This is a genomic window from Puia sp. (assembly GCF_036500295.1).
Lineage (GTDB): Bacteria > Bacteroidota > Bacteroidia > Chitinophagales > Chitinophagaceae > Puia.
On record NZ_DASYCH010000072.1, the window covers coordinates 15,013 to 38,398 of the forward strand.

Genomic DNA, 23,386 nt, shown 5'->3' on the forward strand with positions numbered 1-23,386 from the left:
CAAACTATTTTCATGAAACAGTTTATGCTCATCCTGTCGGCCTCCTGTCTGCTGCTTGTATCCTGCAGCAAGGATTTCCTGGACCGGGAGCCGCTATCCCAGATATCGCCCGACAATGCGTTTAGCAGCGAGAGCGAATTGCAGCTTTACGTTCATTCCTTCTATGGGCTCTTCCCGACGGCGGACGGGGCTTTTCCCTATGGCATCTACAACGAGGGCTTTGATAACATCATCGTCACCGGCCTGAACAACCAGCTCACCGGCAACCGGGTGGTTCCCGTCACTGACGCCAACTGGAGCAATGCCGCCAGCACCACCGGCGCCGGTGTCGGCAGCTGGGGCAACCTGCGCAACATCAATTTCTTTCTGCAGAACTATCCCCTGGGACATCTGCCAACGAGTGTATCCGCGCCCTATGTCGGGGCGGCCCGCTTCTTCCGCGCCTGGTTCTATTACAATATGGTCGCGATGTATGGGGATGTTCCGTGGATCGGCTCGGCTATTTCTGCCAACGATTCGACCCTGTTGAACAAGCCGCGGGATTCCCGGGTGCTGGTCATCGACTCGGTGCTTGCCGATCTCGACTATGCCATCGCCAATATGACCGCCACCAAGGCGATCGACCAGGTGTCGAAGTATACGGCCATGGCTTTGAAGGCGAGAGTCTGTCTTTTCGAGGGCACCTTCCGGAAATACCATGCGAACGACGTGTTTGGCCAGGGCCTTCCCGGCGCCAACGACCTGCTGCAGAAATGCGCCGGCATCTGCGACACGCTGATGACCACCGGGGGCTACAGACTCCACAGCGGCGCCGCCGCCACGGCCTATGGCGAACTGTTCTCCGAGCAGGCGGCCGACCCCAACGAGATCATCCTTGCCCGGACGTACAGCGCTTCGCTGGCGGTCTTTCAGAATTTGAACTATTATACGCTGTCGCCCTCCTATGGCAAGCCCGGCCTGGAGAAGAAGCTGGTCAACAGCTATCTGATGAAGGATGGGAGCCGGTTTACGGATATCGCGGGTTATGACACGATCAGCTTTTTCAATGAGACGCAGAATCGTGATCCGCGGTTGGGTCAGACGGTTCGCACGCCGGGATATACGCGGATCGGTGCGACGCAGAAACTGGCGCCCGATTTCAGTGCTACAGTGACGGGGTATCAGCTGACGAAATACGTTTCCGATGCGTCGCAGGACGCCAATTCGAAGTCGGTGACGCCGCTGCCGATCTTCCGGTATGCGGAGGTGTTGCTCGACTTCGCGGAAGCCAGGGCCGAACTCGGCACGCTGACCCAGGGAGACATCGACCGGTCTATAAAACTGCTCCGCGACCGGGTCGGGATGCCCGACCTCAACCTGGTGGCTGCCAATGCCAGCCCCGATCCCTATCTGGCGGGGCAGTATACGCAGGTAAGCGGCGCCAACAAGGGCGTCATCCTGGAGATCCGCCGCGAGCGGCGGGTCGAGCTGGTGATGGAATATTTCCGGTGGAACGACCTGATGCGCTGGAAGGAAGGACATCTGCTGGCGCAGCAATACAAGGGAGAATATTTCCCCGGGCCGGGGACCTATGATCTCGATCACAATGGAACATCCGACGTCTGTATCTATATGGGCACCAAGCCGACAGCCCAGCCGGGCGTGGTGTATTTGAAGCTAGGGAGTGATATCGATCTGGAGAATGAACAGCTGGGCGGGGATGTGGTGATCAATAAGACGATCCCGAAGACGTTCAACGAGAACCGCGATTATCTGTTTCCGGTCCCGTTGCAGGAGATCCTTTTGAATCCGAAGCTTACACAAAATCCAAATTGGTAGATCATGCTGAAATTATCGTTTGTTTTTTGTTGCCTGGTGGCGGGTTTGCCGGGGCAGACGTTGTGGGCGCAGACATCGGCGGGGCAGACATCGCGGTGGACGACGTTGCGGGTCATGACCTACAACATCCATCATGCCAATCCGCCGTCGCGGGCGAAGGACAGTCTGATCGATCTGGCGGCGATTGCCCGGGTGATCAATACGGCGAAACCCGATCTGGTGGCCTTGCAGGAGATCGATGTTCATAATAGCCGGGCGGGCGTCGGGGTGGATGAGGCCGCTGAGCTGGGCCGGCTGACGGGGATGCACTGGTATTTTACGCGGGCCATTGATTACCGGGGAGGGGAGTATGGGGATGCGGTGCTTTCCCGGTTTCCCATTATCGATACCCTGCGGTTTGAGTTGCCGATGCCGGCGGGGATTGGAGGTGAAACACGTGATCTCTGTGTGATCCGGGTGCGGCTTGCGGACAACCGTCCGTTGCTTTTCGCGTCGACGCATCTCGACCAGCGCCGCGATGAGACGGCCCGGCTCCTGCAGGCGCAGACCCTGGCGGGCATCGTCCGCAAATTTAAGGAACCGTTTATCCTTGGCGGCGATCTGAATGCCTATCCCGAGAGCAGGACGCTGCAGGTGATGGACAGTGTGCTGACGCGGAGTTGTACGACGGGCTGTCCGCTGACGATCCCCGTCGATCCGCCGAAGAAGACGATCGACTACATTTTATTTACACCTGCCGCGCGATTCGAGTCGCTGGGGGTCCGCACGATCGCGGAGACCTATGCGTCGGATCATTTGCCGGTGATGGCGGAGTTGCGTTATTAAAGAAATGGGCATCCCGTGGGGGATGCCCTTTCATATTCTCATCCATCAGTTCTCAGACTCTTAACCGGATTCATCAATGCGGCTTTGGCCGCCTGAAAGCTGACGGTGCCGATCGTTATCATAATGGCCGCCAGGGTGGAAATAACAAAAACACCCGGGCCAATTTCGATGCGATAGTAATAGCCCAGTAGCCAACTGTGTAAAAAATAATACGCGACGGGCGATGCGATCAGACAGCTGATGACCACCAGCACGATAAAGTCTTTTGAAAGCAGCAGTAGGACCTGCAGGACGGAGGCGCCCAGCACCTTGCGGATGCCGATCTCTTTTGTGCGTTGCTGCGCCACGTAGGCCGTAAGCCCAAACAAACCCAGGCAGGAGATAAAGATGGCCAGGGCGGCAAATATTCCCGATAGCTTGCCGATCAGCAGTTCCTGGCTAAACTTGGCGGCGTAGTTCTCATCTGCAAAATGGTACAGGAAGGGATAGGTAGGATTGTATTTGGAAAATAGGGTGGAGATCTTCGCCATTGCCGTCGGGGCGTCCGCATTTGGCGACAGGCGATACATGACACTGCTGGACCAGATGGGGTTGTATACGAAAAAGGTGGGTTCCGCGGGCGAGAACGGCGACATCATCAAGGCGTCCCTGACAACGCCGATCACCCGGATCTTTTTTTGGTTGTTCCAGTGGATCACCTGGTTGATGGGCTCTTTGAAACGCATGCGCCTGACAGCCGCTTCGTTTAAAATGACATCTACCGAATCGTACTCGTTGCCACCGGTAAAATCCCGGCCCTTTGCCAGCTGCATGCCAAGGGTTTGAAAATAATCTTCCGTAATTCCAACCGTCGCCACACCCAATGTTTCGCCGGGATTTTTCCCTTGCCAGTCATCGACGCCTGTCCAGGAATAGAGATTGGTTGCAGGAGTGGTTGCTTTGGTGACGCTGCTGACCACGCCGGTTTTGAGGAGATCGCTTTTAAGGGCGGTATAATGATGGTCAATATCGGTGTTGGCATCCGTTATAACCAATCTGTCGGCCTTAAAACCTGTCGGCCGGCTTTTGGCATATTGGATCTGCTGGTAAACAATGACGGTACTGATGATCAGCGCCACCGAGCAGGTAAACTGCATCACCACCAGGATCTTGCCGGGTAGGGCGGAAGCCTTGCTGATCTGCACCGAACTTTTCAGCACTTTAACCGGCCGGAAAGAAGAAAGATAGAATGCGGGCCTGCTGCCTGCCAGCAAGCCGGTGAAAAGAATGTAAGCCAGCATCATGCCCCAAAAGGGCGCATTGTGCCAGGGTATACTGACGGTGCATGCTGTCAATGCATTGAAGGCCGGCAGGGAGGCATATACGAAGACCAGTGCGACGGCAAAGGCAAAAAAAGCGATCAGCAATGATTCGGTAAGGAACTGGATGATGATATGGCTTCGAAGTGAACCGATGGCCTTTCTTACGCCTACTTCCTTTGCCCGTCTTTCGGCTCTTACCGTGGAAAGATTTGTGAAATTGATGCAAGCGATCAACAGCACCAGCAGGCCGACGATGCTGAAGATGCGAACATAGTCGATGAATCCGCCGGCTTCCGCCCCATTTTTAAAATCGGCATACAAATGCCAGTTCTTGAGCGACTGGGTGAATAGTTGCAATTTCGACTGCTGATAGCCATCCGGGTTATATTTTTTTACGATCTCGTTCAGCCTTGGTTGGATCTGTGCGCTGGTGATGCCGGGTTGCAGGGCAACAAAGGTTTGGATGGGATCGAGATTCCAGTTGTTCAGGTTATCCCTGATCCAGCCTTGTGTTTGTATATAGAAGCTGAAGGGGATGAGATAATCGAACTGCAGGGACGAATTACCCGGCAGATCGGCCAGGACGCCGGAGACTTTCAGGTCTTGCAAGTTATCCAGCCGCACCGTCTTATTCATCGGGTCCTGGTTGCCGAACAGGGCGATGGCGGTGGCCCTGGTGAGGACGATGGATGCGGGTTCTTTCAATACCTCGCCGGCATTGCCCTGCAACAGGGGGTATTGAAATATCTTCAAGAACTCTTCTCCGGCAAACCCGCCTTTACTGTATAATTTTTTATCACCCGCCACAAGGCCGTGCATTCCAAACCAGTCGGCCTGGGCAACATACCTGATCCCCGGAATATCTTTCTTCAATACGCTTGCTACAGGAAGACTGGTCGAGAAGCCCGCGTTGGTCTCGCCATTGTTGGCCGACCGCACCATTATGCGCTGTGCCTGTTCGTACTGCGGTAGGAACCGGTCGTACGAAAGCTGGTAGCTCACCCATAAGCCAATGATCAGCGCCACCGCCATTCCCGTTGACAGGCCGAGAATATTAAAGAGGGTAAAACCTTTTCCACGGAGGATATTGCGCCAGGCGCTCTTAAAGTAGTTGGTAAACATTCCAACCCGGCATCCATATCCCTGCCAAATCTTTAATTTGATGATAATCCGTTTATTGCAAAAACCCCATCATCGCTTACTGTCCGATTTTGAAACATCAATTGTCCGCGAATACAACGAAGGACACCCCGGTGGGATGCCCTTTGTTTGTTGGTGTTTCTATCGCGATCTATTTTTTGAAATTGGAGTATACTACCCAGCCGTCGCCGTCGCTGCGGAGGGTGATCTTCTTTTCTGCATTTTCCAGCGTGAGGTAGTAGTTGCTTTGTGCGTCCTGGCTCATCTCGAAGAGATCGGTGATCCAGTAATCGCTATAGTTCTTCTTAAAGCTCATCAGCAGGCTGACGGGCAGTTGCGAAGAGACGATATTCCGGGTTACCGCGATGAGGTCGCCGTTGACAGCGTAGAAGGCGGTCATCACCTGTGCGTTGAGAGTGAAGGTGACCTTGGTGAAGTTGTCGCGCACTTCAGTGCTGATCAGCTGGGCATTCTGGAAATCTTTCTGGAAGGATGCCTTGGTCTCTTTGGTCCCGTCGTTGACTTTTTTGTTCCCTTCGTTGGCGGGAGTGGTTGCGGCGAAGCTGTAGGTAGTGCTGAGGGTGAGTACGCTGACCATTACTAAGGTGGCGGTTTTGATAAACTGGTTCATAAAATTATTTTTTAAATGGTTGTGTTTTTTGATGCCTGCCGGGCGTCCCCGGTGTGCCAATACACTTTCCAGCGGAGTGCCAAGATTGCTGCGTACTTGTAAATCAGTGAGTTGTGGTTTTGCGTCGCGGCGGGGGTGTACGGTATTGATCAAAAGAGTGTTCGGTTTTGAGACGAACGCGATTGGATCCCGCATGAGGGAGATCAAGGAAGCCGCACCCTGCTTCGCGACTTGCAATTTCTGGTAGGAAAATATTCGATATACCCATATTCTGTGAGCTCGCGCAATACGCGATAGTAGGTCGTTACTCCTTTCACCCTGGCCGCGGGCATCAACATGGACCGATCGATTGCAAACCAGGTATTTTTCCCCCGGGAGCAGGTCAGAAGGACCAGGTACACGGAGATGTGTACCGGCCCTAGTCGTTCGTCGGTCTGCAGCGGCGCGAGGCGGCGGCTCGTTTTATTCATGAAGCGGGTCATTCGCCAATTTCTTTACGTGTAAGAGTTCGTTTCTTGTGAGGCGCAGGGTTAACCGGCGGTCGCCGGAGCGTTCGCCATAGTCGAGCAGGAGATGCTGGCCTTTGGCAGGGAGCCGGGGCGTGAGACTATAGCAGCTGCTGCAGGGCGTTATCGGGTGAGGTGGATGGGGGGAGGAGGGCTGCTGCCTTGACGGGTGCGGCCTTGGCGGACGCGGATTCGGCGGGCGTTGCCCCGGCGGGCGCAGCTTTGGGGGATACGGCCCCGGCCGACGCAGCTTTGGGCGATGGGGCCTTGGTGGATTCTGGATAGAACGTGGCCAACCGGATTGCGGCGGATTCCTTATCGGCTTTTAACCATCGCCATCCGTGGGCGGAGGCGTATCGTAGTACCAACAAGCCATAGTAGATGATAGCGGCGATGCCGATGGCGAGCCAGTATTGGGCCCAGGAGATAGATTGGAACATCTTTGTTCAGGTTTATGGAACAAAGATGCGGGTGCGGGGAGGGGTGATCTCAGAAGTTATGCATAAGTTATGATGGATTTTTTTTGGGCGGAGCAAGACACCGTTAAAACACCCATGTCATTCATTTCCATCCGCTTCTTTGTACTTTGGCTAAAACAAGCAACATCTTCAGCCTTTCCCGGACAGAAGATTTCGGCTATGAAGCAGCGTGTCACTTTTTTATTTACAATGTTTACATTTCTATTTACAATCTAAGTTCCTCAGGCTCAAATATATCAACGTATTTTTGTTGCAACTTTAAAAGAATATGAAAAATAAAAGAACCGTTTTGTCCTGCCTGATTATTCTGTTAGCAGGAGTGATTTATTTTGCCGTACAGGCTCAACAAAAAAATGGCACTCATCGCGCTAACTTTTCTGGCGAATGGAAATCCAAAGAGTCGATAAGTATGGGCGGAAATAGTGTTTGCACATATGTAGAGGGCGATCGTATGCGCTCTAAAACAATGAAAATAGCACAGCAGGCAGATTTTCTGACCATAGAAACGCCAAACCCGTCTCCTGGCGCAGCGCTGGCTGCAAGTCAGGAGAAACTGACCTTCGACGGTAAAGAAAGCCAAATTAATTATGGCCGGGAAAGAGGAAAGAAGTTTACCGTAAACTTGTCAGCTGATGGACAAACTATGACTGTTAACTCAATTGTACACCTGATGGTTGCCACTCCTGGCAATACAAATGTTCAGAAACAATTAGTTGTATACGTTACAGAGGTTTGGAAGTTGAGCAATGATGGCAAGTCTATTTCTGTTCAGGCCAATGCAAAATCAAACTTATGGGGCGGCGAGCGTTCCTGGAAGACCGTATTCGATAAAGCAAGTTAGTATTCATTCTATCCACCCATTCTTTTTATACATTTCGACCCCAAGCCGCAGGGCTTTTTCTATCTGTTCGAAGAGAACAGGATCGTCTTTTTTGAGGTAAAAACAGGATTTGCCCTTCAGGCAGGAAAGTAATTCCTTCCCCAGCTTCCGGCGAAGGTCATCATTTGCCAGCCGATCTTGCAGCTTTGGCCATATGGGGTGTTTGCTACAAGGTACAAAAAATTCAGGGGTCGGTTGCCCTTCCGGTGCTTGTATTAATGATCAGCGTTTTCTGGCGGCCTTTTTCCGGGCTGTTTTTTTCGCGGCGCTTTTCTTCTTAGGAGCTGCTTTCTTTTTGGGAGCGGCCTTCTTTTTGGGAGCGGCTTTCTTTTTCGGGGCCGATTTCTTCTTCGGCACCCTGGCGCCTTCTTTCCTGGCTTCGGAGAGCCCGATGGCGATGGCCTGCTTCCGGCTGGTTACCTTTTTCCCGCTTCGGCCGCTCTTCAGGGTTCCGCGTTTTTCTTCGTGCATGGCGCGTTCGACCTTGGTTCCGGCGCGTTTTGAATACTTTGGCATGTTATAGATATTAGTACGTAGCGTTTCCGTTAAAAAAGCGGGCCAAAATTTGCCTTCTCTAACAAAACAGAACTTATGAAGGAGCTATTGGAACTGACCCTGCTTCGGGTAGCCGGGATCAGGACCTTTGGGGAGCGGACGGCCTTTGACAATGTGATCGTTATCATGCTGGGATCGGTGCTGAGCCGGGCGGTGGTGGGCGCCTCTCCCTTTATCCCCACGTCGGTCGCCTGCCTTGTTTTTGTATTGATCCACAGGGTATTAGCATGGCTTAGTCACCATAACGATCGCGTCGGCCGGCTGATCAAAGGGGAAAAGACCCGGCTGTTTGCCGGGGGCCGGCAGCTGGAGAAAAATATGTATCAGGCCCAGATCAGCGAGAAGGACCTGCTCGAGAGCCTGCGGCTTCGGCTCAACACCGACTCCCTGGATGAGGTGAAAGAGATGTACCTTGAAAGCAACGGTGAGATCAGCATCGTGAAAATCAGCTAGTGGGGAATCCCATGCGCAATTGTCAATTATTTTCTACAGATCAGCTTATACCAACTATTTATGGAGTTACTCGATCATCAGGAATGGGTAAAATATATCCCGGCCGCCGCCTATATAACCGATCAGGAGGGGGCCATCGTCTATTATAACACCGCCGCCGCAAAGCTGTGGGGACGAACGCCCGTGTTGGGCCAGGATCGCTGGACGGGCGCCTTTAAGCATTATACGAAGGAAGGTCTCTTGCTTACCGCGGATGACAGTCCGATGGCCCGGGCGATACTGCAAGGAAAGGAAACCGTCAGCGAAGAGTTGGTTCTGGAACGGCCTGATGGGACAAAATGCCTGATCCTGCCCCATATAAAGCTTCTTTTTACCAGGGAGGGAACGCCGGCAGGTGCGGTCAATATTTTAGTGGACCAGACGTCGGTGAAGCAAAGCGAAGAGCGCTATCATCAGATGATCGCCGAAATTGAGGATTACGCGATCCTGTTGCTGGATGTCCAGGGGGTGATCAAGAACTGGAATACGGGTGCCGAAAAGATCAAAGGATATAAAGAAGAAGAAATTGTCGGGCAAAACTTCCGGGTTTTCTATACCGAGAAGGATCGGAATGCCCGGCTGCCCGAGAGACTGATCGCCGAAGCGGCGGCTAAGGGCAAGGCCATCCATGAAGGATGGCGGCAACGCAAGGACGGAACCCTTTTTTGGGGTAGTGTAGTCATTACGGCGCTGCATGATGAATTGGGGGAAGTCGTCGGCTTTTCCAAGGTGACACGGGACCTCACGGCAAGACAGATCTCGGAAGAGAAGCTGAAACGGTATTCGCAGGACCTGGAATTTCAGAACCGGGAGCTGCAGCAATTCGCGTACGCGGCAGCGCACGATATGAAGGAGCCGTTGCGGAAACTGCGATATTACAATTCGATCCTGGTCGAGTCCATGGAAGGCCGGCTTACCGAAAAAGAGGCAAAATATTTACGGCGCTCCACAGAGGCTGCCGCGCGGATGCAGCAATTGATCGACGATCTGTTGAGCTATTCGAGGGCATCTTCCCAGGGGGGGGCTTTTGGGCCGGTCGATCTTGGTGAAGTGATCGTCGATGCGACAGCGTCTTTCCAGGATACGATCGATGAGAAAATGGCGACTGTCGAGATCGCCGCCATGCCTGTGCTTCCGGGCATCGCCTTTCAATTGCGACAGCTTTTTGAGAACCTGATCGGCAATTCGTTAAAGTACAGTGACCCGCAACGGGCGCCGGTTATTCGTATCAGTTGCGGGCGGAGCAAGGGCGTACCGGAAGGTTTGGCGGCGGATGGGGAAGATCCCGTGGAATATTGTAAGATCGAGATTACAGACAACGGGATCGGCTTCGAACGGGAACAGGCGGCAAAGATCTTCGATATTTTTCAACGGCTCGATAACAGGGACATGTTTCCCGGTACGGGCATCGGCCTGGCGATTTGCAAGCGGGTGGTGCAAAACCACAAGGGATTTATCCTGGCCGATGGCCAACCGGGCAAAGGATCCCGGTTTACAATCTATTTACCGAATGTGCTGGAGTCATTCGGGCCGGAGGCGGATAGCTAGTATTTTCCGGGCAATATCCTTCAATGAGGCCTGATCGTTGGGTTTGGTCAGGAAGACGACAGCACCGTTCTCCAGGCTCTGGGTAATATATTTCTGTTCGTTGGATGTGCTCCAGACCAGCTTTGGTATATCGGAATACCTGATGTCCCGGGCAAGCCGCTGGAGTACCTCGACCCCGTTGAAAATGGGCATCTTGTAGTCAAGGACGATGATATCCGGGAGAGCATCGTCCGCACAATCCGCCAGGTAGGACAAAACTTCCTGACCGTTCCATACAGATGAGGTCCGGATGGCGGGAAGTTGTTCGGCCAGGGCGTCTATCAACATTTCCTGGTCCTCAGAATCGTCGTCTGCAATCAAAATATGGGTGTTCACCGGTTCGGTCATGTTATGCAAAGAAGATGGCAGACAAGGTACAAATTATTTGCTTAGCGTAAGCCCGGGCGCGCCCCATAAAAAGAGTATATTTACCGGGGTCGATAAGATTAGAATTTCGCCGGGAAATATGCGCTTGCAATCTTTCTTCTGTTTTATAGTGATCGGTATTCCTTACCTCGGGTATTCGCAGGGGAAGACCGCTGTCTTCGACATGGTGACCCCGCATGTCCGGGTGTCCATCTTCTACGACAAAAGCGAGTGTACCCTCGATTCCATCGCAGCCCATCTGCTGGCCGGGGACATCGAGTCCGTCACGGGTTATCTGCCGCCTGTCTATACCGACCTGTCGCTGGCTAAGGACAATATCATCGTCATCGGTACCTGCCGGTCAAAATTAGTCAGGTCGATTGGTCCCGCGGCGGATTCAGCCGGCCTTGCCGGCAAATGGGAATGTTATTCAATAAAGCTGCTGCGATCGCCGATAAAAAAGGTGAATAAGGCCTTACTCATTACCGGTAGTGATTTCCGGGGTACCGCCTATGGCGTCTTTTCGATCTCGGAGAAGATCGGCGTCACACCCTGGTATTGGTGGGCGGATGCGACACCCGCAAAGAAAGCCGCACTTTCATTGACCATTACCGATACGCTATCCCTGCCGCCATCGGTAAAATACCGCGGCATCTTTATCAATGATGAGGACTGGGGACTGCAACCCTGGGCAGCAAAGACCTTTGAACCCGGGACCGGCGACATCGGCCCAAAGACCTATGCCCGCGTTTTCCAACTGCTGCTGCGACTGAAGGCCAACCTGATCTGGCCCGCCATGCACCCCTGCACAAAGCCATTTTATCACTATGCCGGTAATATCCGGACGGCGCAGGATTACCAGATCATTGTCGGGTCCTCCCACGCCGAGCCCATGCTGCGAAACAATGTAGGGGAATGGAACGAGCGGTCCATGGGTCCCTTCAACTATCTCACCAACCGGCAAAAGGTCTATGACTACTGGCGGTCCCGCGTGGAGGAGAGCAGCCGGATCGGCAAGGTCATCTATACCACCGGGATGAGAGGGGTCCATGACGGCGCCATCGAAGGGGTAAAAACGCCGGCGGAGACGGTTCCGCTTCTCGAACGGATCATCGCCGATCAACGGGAACTGCTTCGCACCTATGTCAACAAGGACGTCACAAAGGTGCCGCAGGTCTTTACCCCCTATAAAGAGGTTTTGGAGTCGTACGATGCCGGGCTTAAGGTGCCGGAAGATGTGACCCTCGTATGGCCGGATGACAACTACGGCTATATCCAGCGCCTCAGCGATGAAAAGGAAAATGCCCGTCCAGGCGGGTCCGGAGTTTATTACCATATTTCCTACTGGGGAAGACCCCACGACTACCTATGGCTGTCTTCCACTCACCCGGCACTGATCCGCGAGGAGATGACCCGGGCCTATCGGCTGAACGATCGGACGCTTTGGGTGGTCAACGTGGGCGATATCAAACCCGCCGAATACGACCTGCAGCTTTTCCTGGACATGGCGTATCATATCCAACCTTTTCTGAACAGCGCCTACAGCAGGCAACACCTGGAAACCTGGGTCAGCCGCAACCTGGGCAGCCGCCCGGCGAAAGCGATCAGCGGCATCCTCTGGAAATATTATCAGCTCGCCTTCGAGCGCCGTCCCGAGTTTATGGGCTGGAGTCAGACCGAGCCCACCACTCCGGTTCAAAGGACGGCCTATAACCATACCTGTTATGGCGACCAGGGACAACGACGGATCGACGCCTATGACAGCCTGGAACGGCGGGTCAAAGCGCTTCGCCCGGCTATTGCCCGGGACAAAGCCGCTTTTTTTTACGAGACAGTTTACTATCCCGTCGTATGTGCCTCGCTGATGAATAAAAAATTTCTTTTCAGGGACAAGGCTTTTCTCTATGCCGGGCAGGGTAGGGTCAGCGCCCGTTATTTTGACTCCCTGTCAACCGCCGCATACCGGGAAATCGCCGCGCAGACCGCCTACTATGATTCCGGTTTGGCCGGCGGCAAATGGGCCGGGATAATGTCCATGCATCCCCGAAACCTCCCCGTTTTCCAGGCTCCCGAAGGGCATTTTCAGCCGGCGGCTGTTCAGGAGCCGTGGCGGGCTTTGCCGGAGGAGGCAGCCGACAGCTTATCTTCCGGGGGACAACAACAGGCGCTACCGGTATTTGACGCGCCGGGGGAGAGGCACTTTATTGATTTGTTTTTATGTAAGGACGTGGCGGTAAGTTTGGCTGTCAGGGCTACGCAGCCCTGGATAAAGGTTTCTGCCGAAAGAATTTCTCTTCGGCCGGTCGGTGGTCAAAGTCAGACGCGAGTGTGGGTGGACATTGACCGGGCGAAACTCCCGGCGGGGATGACGGCGCGCGCATCGGTTGTTATACAGGGGGCTCACCGGTCGCAGGAATTTACGGTCCATGCCCTTGGCGGCGATCCGGCCGCCGGGCAAAATTTCGAGGGGTTTATCGGGAAGAACGGGGTCCTATCCCTTTATGCCGGCGATTATCAGTCAAGAACTAATGCAGGTGATGAGCATTGGGAAAGAATAGCGGGCCTGGGCGCCACGGGAGCAGCCATCGAAGCGCTTCCCTTTACCCTCGAGCCGCACGAGGCCGGGGACCTGTCGGCGGAGGCGATCAGGAAGCACGCCGCCGTTTGTTATACGTATCGCACGCGGTACCCGGGCGTCGTTACTATAAACCTTGTCGCGCTTCCCACCTTCCCATTGAACCGCCACTTTGAACTCCGGTGCGGGGTCAGTCTTGACGATGGCCCGGTGACGGTTCTCAACTTCAGGACCTTCGGCCGAAGCGAGGAATGGAAGCAAGCCGTTCTCAGCAATTCCCTTTCCCGCGGCATCAAGGGACTCCCGGTCGGTAAAGGCGAACATCATCTAAAGGTCTACCTCATCGATCCGGGTCTCATCCTGGACAGGATAATCATCGCCCCAGGCGGATTACGGGCTTTTTACGGACTGCTTCCCGAAACGAGGAACATCCGCCGTTGAAAAAAATTGGCGACATTCTGTTGTGCTGATGCTGACTTCTGATGGACAAATCCCCGATCACCCGAATCGAACAGTATTACTACTGTTTTCCTTCAGTTTGTGGATACATTTTGGGGGATGATCAAAAGATTGGGTGGTTGTTGGCTGCTGTTGTGGATGGTGGTCATTGCAAAAGGACAGGGGGATACCAGCAGGTATCAGGTAGCAGCTAGCAAAGGGATACCGGCGAAGGCGGTGATCGTCCCCGGTGTTTTAACCGCCTATGGATTTGCGGCGCTGAAGTGGGAGGCCTTGAAGTCGGTTGACCGGAAGATACAAAGGCGGATATGGGCAAACAACCCGCACCGGCCGTTGCACCTGGATAATTTTCTGCAATTTGGCCCGGGGTTGGCCGTATACGGATTGAATGCCGCCGGGGTCCATGGCCGGCATAATTTCAGGGATCGGACGATCATCTATGTCGTCGCCAATGGGATCATGGGGGCGGTGGTTTTCTCGTTGAAAAAAGGGATTAATGCCCGACGGCCGGATGGCTCCGGAAATGATGGTTTTCCGTCGGGACATACATCGACTGCTTTTGCCGGCGCCGAATTCATGGCACAGGAATTCCGGGCGGTCTCGCCCTGGTATGGGGTCGCCGGATACGCCATGGCGACGGGAACGGGGTTCCTGCGTGTCTACAACAATAAGCATTGGTTCAGTGAGGTAGCGACAGGCGCGGGCATCGGCATTCTTGCCGGGAAGCTGGCGTATTGGTTGTACCCGTTCATCGAACGAAAACTGAAGTTGCGGCCCAAGCCGGAATACCAGTGGTAGTTTAAGCAGGTTTATAAACGAGAACCGCAAACGATCCGGGTACGGCCTTCCGGGTATTCCCTTCGAACTGCGGCGCGCTGAGATAGATCTTCTTTGTTTTTTTGTCGAAGGCCATCGTCTTTGCGCGGGTCTGCGTGGCAAGTGTTTGGATCACCGAGTATTTGTCGGGGGATTCCTGTTTGATGATGGTCGTCGTCGCGTCCCCGTTGCTGACAAAGATGAGCTTTTGGGTCGGGTCGTAAATAACCGCATCGACGCCGGCGCCGATCGGCAGGGTAGTGATGACCTTCCCGGTTTTTGCATCCACGACGCTGAGTCCTTTGTTGCCGCGGCAACCCGTAAACAGCCGTTGGTTGGCGATGTCCATGGCGATGCCGGTCGGGCCGCCGCAGGGTGCGAGAGGCCAGGTGGCCTGGACGGTAAGCGATTTGGTGTCGATGACCTTCAGGCTGCTGAGGTCTTCGATGTTATTGTATAGAAGGCCCTTGCCGTTGGAAACCGCGAATTCGGGTCCGCCGCCGAGGTCGATGGTCTTTACCAGTTGGAGGCTGTTGATATCGATGACGCAGGTGTTCTTGCTGTCGCCGTTGAAAACGAATACTTTCTTCGATGCCGGATCATAGACGATGGCATCTTCATCGGTGGAGGGGAGCGCGATGGTTTTGATGGTTTTCAAGGTAGTCAGATCGACTACTACCACGGCATTGCCTTTTCCGTCGCTGATAAATCCCTTATTCACCTCGTTTACGATCGCGATCCCGTGAACGCCCTTCATGCCGCTGATCGTGCCGATGGGTTGCTCGGTGGCCAGGTCGATGACGTTGAATTCGGTGCCGTGGGAGACAAAGAGATGATTGTTGACCTCGTCGATGGCCATATAGTCATACCCGCCGTCGCCGGGAACGGGGATCTTTTTTTCGAACGTGTATTGCTGCGCGAAAGATTGTTGGCCTGCAAGGACCACACAAAGGCTGAGGAAAGGAAGTATTTTTTTCATAATGGGACGAAACTAAGCCTCGAAACTGGAGGGATTTGGGATCACTCCGACCGGAGACTTTCAACGGGGTTGCTCCTTGCGGCGCGGAATGCCTGGTAGCTTACCGTAACCAGCGCGATCGAAATGGCCCCCAGGCCCGCCAGGATAAACACCCACCAACTGATGGTCGTTCGATAGACAAATTCCTGTAACCATTGATGTGCCAGGAACCAGGCCAGGGGCGAAGCGATCAGCAAGGCCAGACCTACGAGGATAACAAAATCCTTGTTCAGCATCAGTACGATCTGCCCTATCCCGGCGCCCAGTACCTTTCGGATGCCGATCTCTTTGATCCGGCTTTCCGCGCTGAAGAGGGCGAGGCCGAAGAGTCCCATGCAGGAGATAAATACGGTGATGCACATGGCCGCCGTCGTGAGCCAGGCCGTATTTTGCTCTTGTGCGAACAGCCAGTTGATCGACTCGTTCAAAAAGCTGTACTCGAATGGTTTGCCGGGATAGACCTCTTTCCATTTGCTCTCTGTCTTCGCCAGAATGGCTTTCACCTGTTGTGGTGTCTTCACCGCCGGGGAGAGCCTCATAGCCATTCCTTCGATGTAGTCGGGCCAGGTAAGGATGGCCGCGGGCTTTATCACATTGTGAAACGACTCCATTTGGAAGTCGGCAACCACGCCGACGATGGGCAGTTGTTTGGCGTCCGTGCGGCCATATACAAATATAGGTTGATCGATGGCGTCCTGCGGCCGCGGAAAGCCGAGGGTCCGCGACATTGTTTCGTTAATGACAATTTCCGTGGCGCTGTCCGCATGGTGGAGATTGCGCCCGGCGAGCAGCCGGATCTCATAAAAGGGGATGAATGTTTCGTTACCTACCTCGATCGTGGCCGGGGTCTGAACGGTATCCTTGTCAACCCGGAAGAACGTGGACATCATCTGGGCAAAACCCATGGGAGGATGGGATTGGAGGATCACCTTATCGACCCCGGGTATCCCCTGTACCTGCCGGGCGAAGACCCTCAATTTGTCCTGGGGTGGAGGACCCCAATGATCGACCGTGATCACGGCGTCGGGGTTGAAGCCTTTATCCGTGGTTCGCATGAAGTTGATCTGTTTGGCTACCACGATGGACCCGATGATAAAGATCAGCGACACGGTAAACTGGAATATTATAAGGCTCTTCCGTAGCACGCTTTTGGGTTGCCGCGCAACGCCTTTGAGGGAGATCGCCGGCATATAGGATGAAAGTACGCGGGCGGGGTAAAAGCCGGCGAAGAACGTCGTCAGGAGTACGATGCCCCCGAGGAACAGCAGGTTCATCGCGCTGAACGGCTGGTAGCCGACACCCTCCGGAACATAGTCCTTAAAGAGATGGAGCACCGGGCGAACCAGCGCCATGGACGCCAATGCTGCTACGAGTGTGAGTAAGAGGGTTTCGGTGATGAACTGCCGGGTGATATTCCAACGGCCGCTGCCCAGTACCTTCCGAACGCCCACCTCCTTTGCACGCTGGATCGATTGGGCTGTGGACAGGTTGATAAAATTGATACAGGCCAGCAGCAGGATAAAGGCGGCTACCCCCATCAGAACGTAAAGCGTCGGCTGATAAGGTTTCCGCCAGTTGTCCCCGTCGTCTTCGATATGAAAGGTCTCCGCGAAATGGACGTCGGTCAGCGGCTGGAGGAACATTTTCACCGAGCCGTGCTTATAGTGGATATTCTGTTTGATGAATTCGGCAAACCGGACATTCACCTGGTCGGGGGTAACACCGTTATCGAGTACGACAAAGGCCTGGGACCGATGCGGGCCCAGGCTCTGCCAATCGTCGGTGGGAATGCGTTGTTTCAGGTAACTGTGCGGACCGGTTGCAAACGAGATAAAGTCGGTAAAGGCATAGTCGCTGTGGTGTGTCCAGTCTTTGACAATGCCGCCTACGGATACCGGGATCGAGTCGGCGTAGATGATCTGCCGGCCGATCATCTTATCAGGTGCGAGATTGCCGAAGTACATCCGGGCCCGGCTTTCGGTCAATACTACTTGAAAGGGCTCATCGAGCACCCGGGCATTTCCTGCCAGCCATTCGTGGGTAAAGATGTCGAAGTAGGAGGGTTTGGCAAGAATGGCGGTAGGGGAATACGTGTTCGGGATGCTATTTTTGAAGGAAGTAAGCTCGCCTTTCGCATCCGGCACGGCGATGTTCCAACCGAATCCATGAAAGCCGGTTTTCAGGGAATAGCCAGGGACCTGCGTTTCGAAGCCCGCCACATCGTCGAAGACGCTGTTGATGAAACGTTTTTCTCCATGCTCATCGGTACCTTCGCCGATGATCCGGTAGATGCGATCCCGGTTGGGCAGGAAACGGTCGAAACTGAACTCATAGCTGACGATCAGGTAGATGACTATGCAACCGCAGATGCCCAGGGTGAGACCCAGTACATTGACGACGCTATAGAGCCGGTTCCGCCGGATATTGCGCCAGGCGTGGGTGATGTTGTTCAGCAGCATGAGAAGAGGTTTGCATCGATGATGCCAATGCTATGCCGTAAATATAAATTTTTGTGCGCCATTGCATTCGGGATCCCGCGGGATCGGGATTGTGCGGAAATGATACAGCTGGTGTCCGAAAAACGAGCAAACGGCCCCCGGCGCTATTTAATGTCGGACTGACAATCAGGTTTTTGGCGGTTTGGCATGTCTTTGGCGCGATCGTCTTACCATCAACTCTATGCTATGATAAAAAGCTACTTCCTCCTCGCCTGGCGAAATATGCAAAAGAATAAGGTCTCTGCCGCGATCAACATCGGTGGGCTCGCCCTTGGGTTGACGACCAGTATTCTCGTCCTGCTGTTTTTAGTCAACGAGGCCGGTTTTGACCGGTTTCACCGGAATATCGCCGATCTGTATCTGCTGCTAAAGAACCAGCAGCAAGCCGATGGCGTATCTACGGGCCGGTCTAGCGCGGGGCCCATGGCCGGCGCATTGCGTGCCGAACTGCCGGAAGTAAGGAACGCGGTTCGGGTGGCCGGCACGGGAACCATGGCGCGACTGGGAGACCGACAGGTTTTTGTCGACGGCATCTACACCGATACCGGCTTCTTCGACATGATGACGTTTCCGGCCGTAGCCGGCAATCCCGGCCTCGCCCTGCGAGACCCGAACAGCGTGATCCTGACGGAGAGCGCCGCAAAAAAGATCTTCGGGGATTCCAAAGCGCTTGGACAAACCATCGTCATCGAGGATACCGTGCCGGTACAGGTCACGGCGATCGTCCGCGACGTCCCCGCCAATAGCAGCATCCAATTCGAATATATCCGCCCTTTTGGGGTATTTGAAAGCAAGAACAGCTGGCTGCATAAATGGGACGACAACCGCATCCTCACCTGGCTGCAGTTGAAGCCCGGGGCGGACCTGACTGCATTCGACCGGAAGGCAACGAAAATGCTTCAAACCCGGAGCAACGACACGACCGTGTCGACCTTTGCGATGCCGATGGCCCGGCTACGGCTTCATTCCGGCTTCAGTAATGGAAAACAGAGCGGCGGGAAGATCTACCTTGTCGCCCTGGTGGCGATATTGGGCTTCTTTGTACTGGTGATCGCATGTATCAATTTTATGAATATTGCAACGGCCCGGTCGGAAGTGCGGGCCCTGGAGGTAGGGGTACGGAAAGTGATGGGCGCTTCGCGCAAACAGGTGATGCTGCAATTCTTTTGCGAGGCGATGACTATTACCTTTTTCTCGCTGATGGTGGGGATCCTGCTCTCGCGGGTCGTGCTGCCGGTCTTCAACAAATACATGCAAATGAACATCCGGTTCGATCTCCTCGACTGGCGCATCTGGGTGGGTATCGTCGCCATCGGAGCCCTGACGGGATTCATCGCGGGCAGCTACCCCGCCTTGTTCCTCAGCCGGTTCCTGCCTGCAAAGGTGCTCAAAGGCGAGATGGCCATCGGCCCGAAAAGGGCCTTGTTCCGCCGCGCGCTGGTGACGACCCAGTTCTGGGTCGCCATCGTCTTCATCATCGCAACGATCGTTGTCTGGCAGCAGATCAATTATGTTCGGAACCGCCCGATCGGGTATGACCAGGAGAACCTGGTCGATATACATGCTTCTAAACAACTGGGGGCAAAGTATTCGGTGTTTGCCGATCAGCTGGCCAAAAACCCGGGGGTCAAAAGCGTCTCGGCCGGCGGCGACGACCTGTTGAATTTCGGCGCGGGGATAACGGGGATGGACTGGCCCGGGAAGGTCCCGGGTCACGAGATCTCGATCCTCGTCACCAGTGTCGGATACAACTGGATAAAGACGACGGGCCTGCAGTTGGCCGAGGGCCGCGATTTCAGCCCGGCCTATGGAACCGACACCTCGGCTTGCCTCGTAAATGAATCCACCGTTACCCGGCTGGGACTGCGCGCCCCCGTGCTGGGGCAGAAGCTGGGCGGCAGCACCATCATCGGGGTCGTAAAGAATTTCGTGTTCAACAATCCTTCGGGGATCATTGCGCCCATGGCGATCTACCTGTACAAGGGAGCGCCGGGAAATGGGCACTTTTTTGTGCGGATCGCCAATAACGACCACTGGCGGCAGACGATCGCCGATATCGGCGCCGTCGTAAATAAACTGGACCCCAATCACGGATTCGATTACTCATTTACGAAAGAAGGGTATCAACAGCGGTTCGAAGAATTCAGGGCATACGGCACGCTGGCGACCACCTTTGGCGGCCTGGCGGTGTTTATCTCCTGCCTAGGCCTGATCGGGCTGGCGGCCTTTGTTACGGAACGCCGGGCAAAGGAAATGAGCATCCGCAAAGTCTTTGGCGCCAGCATCCGGCAGGTGTTGGTCCTGCTGTCGGCGGATTTCCTCCGGCCGGTGCTGATCGCGTTTGTGTTGGCGGTTCCCGCCGCGGCCTGGGCCTTGAAGGTATGGCTGGACAATATCACTTATCATGTTTCCCTGCACTGGACCGTATTTGCGGCAGGCGGCCTGCTGACCCTGGTCATCGCGTTGCTGACTGTAGGCTGGCAGGGGTTGCGCACCGCCAATCAGAACCCGGCGAAGAAACTGAGAAGCGAGTAGGGTAGCCGTTATGGAATAGGAACTTTTCTGCATCCCGGGAAAATGCTGAAGAACCATTTACGCACCGCCTGGCGCCGCCTCACGCGGGAAAAGCCTTTCCCAACGCTTTCCGTCTTCGGTCTGGCCATCAGCCTCGCCGCCTGTGGCATCATCGGTTTGTTCGTCGCCGACGAGCTGGGATACGATCGGTTCAATCATCACGCCGATCGTATTTTTCGCGTTGCCGCCGATCTCCGGATCAATGGCGGGACGATACACTCGGTGGCGACGCCGGCGCCGACTCTGATTTGTTTACCCTCTTTACCCTTCCGCTGCTCGAAGGCGATCCCCATACCGCGCTCTCGGCGCCCAATAAGGTAGTCCTGTCTGCGTCGGCGGCCAAAAGATATTTCAACAGCGCGAGCGTGCTGGGAAAGACCTTGCAACTCGATGCCGACACGACCGTTTACACCATCACCGGTGTCATGCAGGATATGCCTGCCCGGTCCCATCACAATCGCCCTGATCCTGATCATCGGCACGGGCGTTATCGATTCGCAGTTGTCGTATATCCAAAACAGAGACCTTGGCTATACCCGGGACCAGGTGGTAACGATAAAGGATACCCGTTGGCTGGGTGACGGGGCATGGACTTTTGCTGCGCAAGCCCGGAAACTGGCGGGGGTAAGCGGCGTCACCGTCTCCGGCAACCGGCCCGATCAAAAAGTGACGTTCCGGGGATTTCTTACCGACCGGAGCGGCAGGGTGACGTCGACGGCGCTGCTGGAGGACTGGACCATCGACGCCGACTATCTGCCGACCCTGGGGATGAAGTTGACGGCAGGCCGCAACTTCTCGCCGCAATTCCCCACCGATTCGGGTTGTATCCTGATCAATGGGACGGCGGCGCGCGTACTTGGCTATGCTCATCCTCTTGGATCAAGTCTCTACACGTTCGGTTCTGAGGCCCTCCGGATCATCGGTGTCGTAAAGGACTTCAACACCGGCTCACTCCGTGATCCTGTCGATCCGGTTGTGTTCCGGTTGGCAAGGAATGGCAACGCCGTTACCTTGCGGTTGTCTACGCAGGATATTCCGGGGACCCTGAAGGCCCTGCGAAGCCGCTACGAAGCCCTGGCGAATGGCCATCCCTTCGTCTATTCCTTTCTCGACGATGACTTCAGCAAACTCTATATCGCCGATGAACGCACCGGCCGGCTTTTCACCGTGTTTTCCCTCCTCGCTATCCTGATCGCGGCCAAGGGCATGTTTGGTCTGGTAGCGGCAGCGGCGGAGCAGCGGACGAAGGAGATCGGGGTCCGCCGGGTGCTGGGAGCAAGAATGATCCATCTCGTTTGGCTGCTGGTAAAGGACTACGGTCTTGCCATCGGCCTGGCGCTGCTGATCGTCGGGGCAAAGACCTGGCAGACATCCCGCGTTCCGCTGGCCCAAACGCTACGGCAGGAAGGAGGGTTGGGTATTCGCGGATTCTCTTAACCCCTCGACCGGATGGCTTTTACGACCAGTTCCTTATAGCTTTCCCCAATGGGTAGTTCCGTCGGGCCTAATTCCACCTGGCTTGCCGTGAAGGCAGTCAGCTGCCGGAGGTTGATGATAAACGACCGGTGGATCCGCAAAAACTGCCCGGGCGGAAGCTTCGCCTCCATCTCGCTGATCCGCATCTTGCTGATGATCGTCTCGGCGGGCGTGTGGATCTTTATATAGTCCTTCAGGCTTTCCAGGTACAGGATCTCGTCGACGCTGATCCTGACATGACGGTAGCCCGACTTGAGAAATAACACCGGGGTCGGTTGGGGGCCAGGGGCCGGTTGGGTGTCCGGCGCCGGTTGGACGCCCATGGCCGACTGGGCCCGATGGATCGCTTTTATAAACCGGTCGAAGGTCACCGGCTTCAGCAAGTAATCGATGACATCCAGATCGTAACCGTCCAACGCATATTCGCGATAGGCCGTGGTGATGATCACCGGTGGTGGGTTTCGCAGCGTTTTCAAAAACCCGATCCCGCTGAGCGACGGCATCCGGATGTCCAGGAACAGCAGATCGACGGGCTGGGTCTTTAGCAGTTCGAGCGCCTTCAGAGCGTTGGCGCAGGTGCCCGCGACTTCCAGCATCTCCACCTGCGAGATATGCTTCGCCAACAGGGAAATAGCCAGAGGCTCGTCATCTACCAGCAGACACCGCAACTTTTTCATGGCTGTTCGTTTCTTGTTGAATATCGATGACGAGCCGGACACGGAACCGGTCCCGCTCGCGGTAGGCACTGAATTGGTGGGCCTTCCCATAAAGGTGATCCAGCTGTCGTTGTAAATTGCTCAACCCGATGCCTTCCGTTCGCGGTCTTGCCGGATCGGCGGGAGGAATTTCGTTACCCGTCGAATTGGTGATCTCGAAGACCAGGGTCTGGTCCGCGACCCGCAGGCTCATCGCGATGAAGGGCGCGCCGGCATCGTTGCTCGCTCCATGTTTGAACGCATTTTCCACAAGGGATAACAGCAGCAGGGGAGCGATCGGCACGTCCCGGTCGATCTTGCAATCGAATGTCACCGTGAGGCGATGGTCGTAGCGCAGTTTCTCCAGTTGGATATAATTTTTGACAAGGGTAACCTCTGCCGACAGCGGGACGAAATTGTCGTGGCTCCGGTAGAGGATGTGGTCGAGGATATCGGCCAGCCGGGCGATGGACTCCGGCGTCCGCGCCGGCTCCGTCAGGGAAAGGGAATAGATATTATTCAGCGTGTTGAATAAAAAATGCGGGTTCAATTGCGCTTTCAGCAGTTTCAGTTCGGTCTCCGCCTTCTCTCTTTCCAGCAACAGCGTCCGCTGCCGGATCTGCAGTTGATCCTTTACGACCTTGATGATCAGGAACACGAAGGCCACCGAAAGGATCTGGAAAAAATAGACATAC

20 protein-coding genes and 1 pseudogene are annotated in these 23,386 nt (G+C 54.9%); 10 read left to right on the plus strand and 11 right to left on the minus strand.

Features of this window, described 5'->3' with window-relative positions; translation table 11 throughout:
- The first annotated feature begins 12 nt into the window (after positions 1 to 12).
- The gene (locus VGM48_RS14620) at positions 13 to 1,818 is read left to right on the plus strand and encodes a RagB/SusD family nutrient uptake outer membrane protein (RefSeq protein WP_331580340.1); all 1,806 of its coding nucleotides are present in this window, start codon (positions 13 to 15) and stop codon (positions 1,816 to 1,818) included.
- A 3-nt stretch (positions 1,819 to 1,821) separates the two neighbouring features.
- The gene (locus tag VGM48_RS14625; protein WP_331580341.1) at positions 1,822 to 2,643 is read left to right on the plus strand and encodes an endonuclease/exonuclease/phosphatase family protein; all 822 of its coding nucleotides are present in this window, start codon (positions 1,822 to 1,824) and stop codon (positions 2,641 to 2,643) included.
- Positions 2,644 to 2,681: 38 nt separating this feature from the next.
- Here the strand turns inward: VGM48_RS14625 and VGM48_RS14630 are convergent, their stop codons facing one another.
- From VGM48_RS14630 to VGM48_RS14645, 4 genes are all read right to left on the minus strand, one after another.
- Positions 2,682 to 5,066, minus strand: a complete 2,385-nt coding sequence (locus VGM48_RS14630) for an ABC transporter permease (RefSeq protein WP_331580343.1) — start codon at positions 5,064 to 5,066, stop codon at positions 2,682 to 2,684.
- 169 nt (positions 5,067 to 5,235) lie between these two features.
- Complete coding sequence (locus VGM48_RS14635; RefSeq protein ID WP_331580345.1) at positions 5,236 to 5,715, minus strand: hypothetical protein; 480 nt, start codon at positions 5,713 to 5,715, stop codon at positions 5,236 to 5,238.
- Positions 5,716 to 5,918: 203 nt separating this feature from the next.
- Complete coding sequence (locus VGM48_RS14640; RefSeq protein ID WP_331580347.1) at positions 5,919 to 6,185, minus strand: hypothetical protein; 267 nt, start codon at positions 6,183 to 6,185, stop codon at positions 5,919 to 5,921.
- A 137-nt stretch (positions 6,186 to 6,322) separates the two neighbouring features.
- Entirely contained in the window at positions 6,323 to 6,661 is a 339-nt protein-coding gene (locus tag VGM48_RS14645; RefSeq protein WP_331580349.1) for a hypothetical protein, read from the minus strand.
- Positions 6,662 to 6,968: 307 nt separating this feature from the next.
- Here VGM48_RS14645 and VGM48_RS14650 point away from each other — a divergent pair, with 307 nt between their 5' ends.
- A complete protein-coding gene (locus VGM48_RS14650; RefSeq protein ID WP_331580351.1) occupies positions 6,969 to 7,541 on the plus strand; it encodes a hypothetical protein in 573 nt (190 codons plus the stop codon).
- A gap of 261 nt (positions 7,542 to 7,802) precedes the next feature.
- On the opposite strand, the gene VGM48_RS14655 is transcribed toward VGM48_RS14650, so the two are convergent.
- Positions 7,803 to 8,096, minus strand: coding sequence for a DUF6496 domain-containing protein (locus VGM48_RS14655; protein ID WP_331580353.1), 294 nt, complete (start codon positions 8,094 to 8,096; stop codon positions 7,803 to 7,805).
- Positions 8,097 to 8,171: 75 nt separating this feature from the next.
- Here VGM48_RS14655 and VGM48_RS14660 point away from each other — a divergent pair, with 75 nt between their 5' ends.
- Together VGM48_RS14660 and VGM48_RS14665 are read left to right on the plus strand one after the other, a co-directional pair.
- A complete protein-coding gene (locus VGM48_RS14660; RefSeq protein WP_331580355.1) occupies positions 8,172 to 8,588 on the plus strand; it encodes a DUF421 domain-containing protein in 417 nt (138 codons plus the stop codon).
- Between the two features lie 60 nt (positions 8,589 to 8,648).
- A complete protein-coding gene (locus VGM48_RS14665; protein WP_331580357.1) occupies positions 8,649 to 10,175 on the plus strand; it encodes a PAS domain S-box protein in 1,527 nt (508 codons plus the stop codon).
- Here the strand turns inward: VGM48_RS14665 and VGM48_RS14670 are convergent.
- Positions 10,149 to 10,562, minus strand: coding sequence for a response regulator (locus tag VGM48_RS14670; protein ID WP_331580359.1), 414 nt, complete (start codon positions 10,560 to 10,562; stop codon positions 10,149 to 10,151). The genes VGM48_RS14665 and VGM48_RS14670 overlap by 27 nt on opposite strands.
- Before the next feature lie 118 nt (positions 10,563 to 10,680).
- On the opposite strand from VGM48_RS14670, the gene VGM48_RS14675 reads away from it, so the two are divergent.
- Both VGM48_RS14675 and VGM48_RS14680 read left to right on the plus strand, forming a co-directional pair.
- Complete coding sequence (locus VGM48_RS14675) at positions 10,681 to 13,596, plus strand: glycosyl hydrolase 115 family protein (protein WP_331580361.1); 2,916 nt, start codon at positions 10,681 to 10,683, stop codon at positions 13,594 to 13,596.
- A 117-nt stretch (positions 13,597 to 13,713) separates the two neighbouring features.
- Positions 13,714 to 14,412 carry a phosphatase PAP2 family protein gene (locus VGM48_RS14680; protein WP_331580363.1) on the plus strand — a complete coding sequence of 233 codons (699 nt, stop codon included), beginning with the start codon at positions 13,714 to 13,716 and terminating at the stop codon, positions 14,410 to 14,412.
- Between the two features lies 1 nt (position 14,413).
- On the opposite strand, the gene VGM48_RS14685 is transcribed toward VGM48_RS14680, so the two are convergent.
- Both VGM48_RS14685 and VGM48_RS14690 read right to left on the minus strand, forming a co-directional pair.
- Positions 14,414 to 15,409 (minus strand): YncE family protein, encoded by a 996-nt coding sequence (locus VGM48_RS14685; RefSeq protein WP_331580364.1) that lies wholly within the window; start codon positions 15,407 to 15,409, stop codon positions 14,414 to 14,416.
- Between the two features lie 41 nt (positions 15,410 to 15,450).
- Positions 15,451 to 17,907, minus strand: a complete 2,457-nt coding sequence (locus VGM48_RS14690) for an FtsX-like permease family protein (RefSeq protein ID WP_331580366.1) — start codon at positions 17,905 to 17,907, stop codon at positions 15,451 to 15,453.
- Between the two features lie 225 nt (positions 17,908 to 18,132).
- Here VGM48_RS14690 and VGM48_RS14695 point away from each other — a divergent pair, with 225 nt between their 5' ends.
- Positions 18,133 to 20,481 (plus strand): ABC transporter permease, encoded by a 2,349-nt coding sequence (locus VGM48_RS14695; RefSeq protein WP_331580368.1) that lies wholly within the window; start codon positions 18,133 to 18,135, stop codon positions 20,479 to 20,481.
- Between the two features lie 57 nt (positions 20,482 to 20,538).
- Here VGM48_RS14695 and VGM48_RS14700 read toward each other — a convergent pair whose 3' ends face one another.
- On the minus strand, positions 20,539 to 20,682 hold the full coding sequence (locus VGM48_RS14700) for a hypothetical protein (protein ID WP_331580370.1): 144 nt from the start codon (positions 20,680 to 20,682) through the stop codon (positions 20,539 to 20,541).
- Positions 20,683 to 20,768: 86 nt separating this feature from the next.
- Between VGM48_RS14700 and VGM48_RS25610 the strand changes: the two are divergent.
- Positions 20,769 to 20,906: pseudogene (locus VGM48_RS25610) on the plus strand (ABC transporter permease); the annotation flags it as partial.
- A 34-nt stretch (positions 20,907 to 20,940) separates the two neighbouring features.
- On the plus strand, positions 20,941 to 21,957 hold the full coding sequence (locus VGM48_RS14705) for an FtsX-like permease family protein (RefSeq protein WP_331580372.1): 1,017 nt from the start codon (positions 20,941 to 20,943) through the stop codon (positions 21,955 to 21,957).
- Here VGM48_RS14705 and VGM48_RS14710 read toward each other — a convergent pair.
- Entirely contained in the window at positions 21,954 to 22,673 is a 720-nt protein-coding gene (locus VGM48_RS14710) for a LytTR family DNA-binding domain-containing protein (RefSeq protein ID WP_331580374.1), read from the minus strand. The two genes, VGM48_RS14705 and VGM48_RS14710, sit on opposite strands and share 4 nt — an antisense overlap.
- A partial coding sequence (locus tag VGM48_RS14715; RefSeq protein ID WP_331580375.1) for a sensor histidine kinase occupies positions 22,642 to 23,386 on the minus strand: 745 nt, incomplete at its 5' end. The genes VGM48_RS14710 and VGM48_RS14715, both read right to left, overlap by 32 nt.

Excerpts from the sequence above, each read along its gene's own strand:
- VGM48_RS14620 (WP_331580340.1), top strand. The coding sequence starts at position 13 with ATGAAACAGTTTATGCTCATCCTGTCGGCCTCCTGTCTGCTGCTTGTA.
- VGM48_RS14625 (WP_331580341.1), top strand. The coding sequence starts at position 1,822 with ATGCTGAAATTATCGTTTGTTTTTTGTTGCCTGGTGGCGGGTTTGCCG.
- VGM48_RS14630 (WP_331580343.1), bottom strand. The coding sequence starts at position 5,066 with ATGTTTACCAACTACTTTAAGAGCGCCTGGCGCAATATCCTCCGTGGA.
- VGM48_RS14635 (WP_331580345.1), bottom strand. The coding sequence starts at position 5,715 with ATGAACCAGTTTATCAAAACCGCCACCTTAGTAATGGTCAGCGTACTC.
- VGM48_RS14640 (WP_331580347.1), bottom strand. The coding sequence starts at position 6,185 with ATGAATAAAACGAGCCGCCGCCTCGCGCCGCTGCAGACCGACGAACGA.
- VGM48_RS14645 (WP_331580349.1), bottom strand. The coding sequence starts at position 6,661 with ATGTTCCAATCTATCTCCTGGGCCCAATACTGGCTCGCCATCGGCATC.
- VGM48_RS14650 (WP_331580351.1), top strand. The coding sequence starts at position 6,969 with ATGAAAAATAAAAGAACCGTTTTGTCCTGCCTGATTATTCTGTTAGCA.
- VGM48_RS14655 (WP_331580353.1), bottom strand. The coding sequence starts at position 8,096 with ATGCCAAAGTATTCAAAACGCGCCGGAACCAAGGTCGAACGCGCCATG.
- VGM48_RS14660 (WP_331580355.1), top strand. The coding sequence starts at position 8,172 with ATGAAGGAGCTATTGGAACTGACCCTGCTTCGGGTAGCCGGGATCAGG.
- VGM48_RS14665 (WP_331580357.1), top strand. The coding sequence starts at position 8,649 with ATGGAGTTACTCGATCATCAGGAATGGGTAAAATATATCCCGGCCGCC.
- VGM48_RS14670 (WP_331580359.1), bottom strand. The coding sequence starts at position 10,562 with ATGACCGAACCGGTGAACACCCATATTTTGATTGCAGACGACGATTCT.
- VGM48_RS14675 (WP_331580361.1), top strand. The coding sequence starts at position 10,681 with ATGCGCTTGCAATCTTTCTTCTGTTTTATAGTGATCGGTATTCCTTAC.
- VGM48_RS14680 (WP_331580363.1), top strand. The coding sequence starts at position 13,714 with ATGATCAAAAGATTGGGTGGTTGTTGGCTGCTGTTGTGGATGGTGGTC.
- VGM48_RS14685 (WP_331580364.1), bottom strand. The coding sequence starts at position 15,409 with ATGAAAAAAATACTTCCTTTCCTCAGCCTTTGTGTGGTCCTTGCAGGC.
- VGM48_RS14690 (WP_331580366.1), bottom strand. The coding sequence starts at position 17,907 with ATGCTGCTGAACAACATCACCCACGCCTGGCGCAATATCCGGCGGAAC.
- VGM48_RS14695 (WP_331580368.1), top strand. The coding sequence starts at position 18,133 with ATGATAAAAAGCTACTTCCTCCTCGCCTGGCGAAATATGCAAAAGAAT.
- VGM48_RS14710 (WP_331580374.1), bottom strand. The coding sequence starts at position 22,673 with ATGAAAAAGTTGCGGTGTCTGCTGGTAGATGACGAGCCTCTGGCTATT.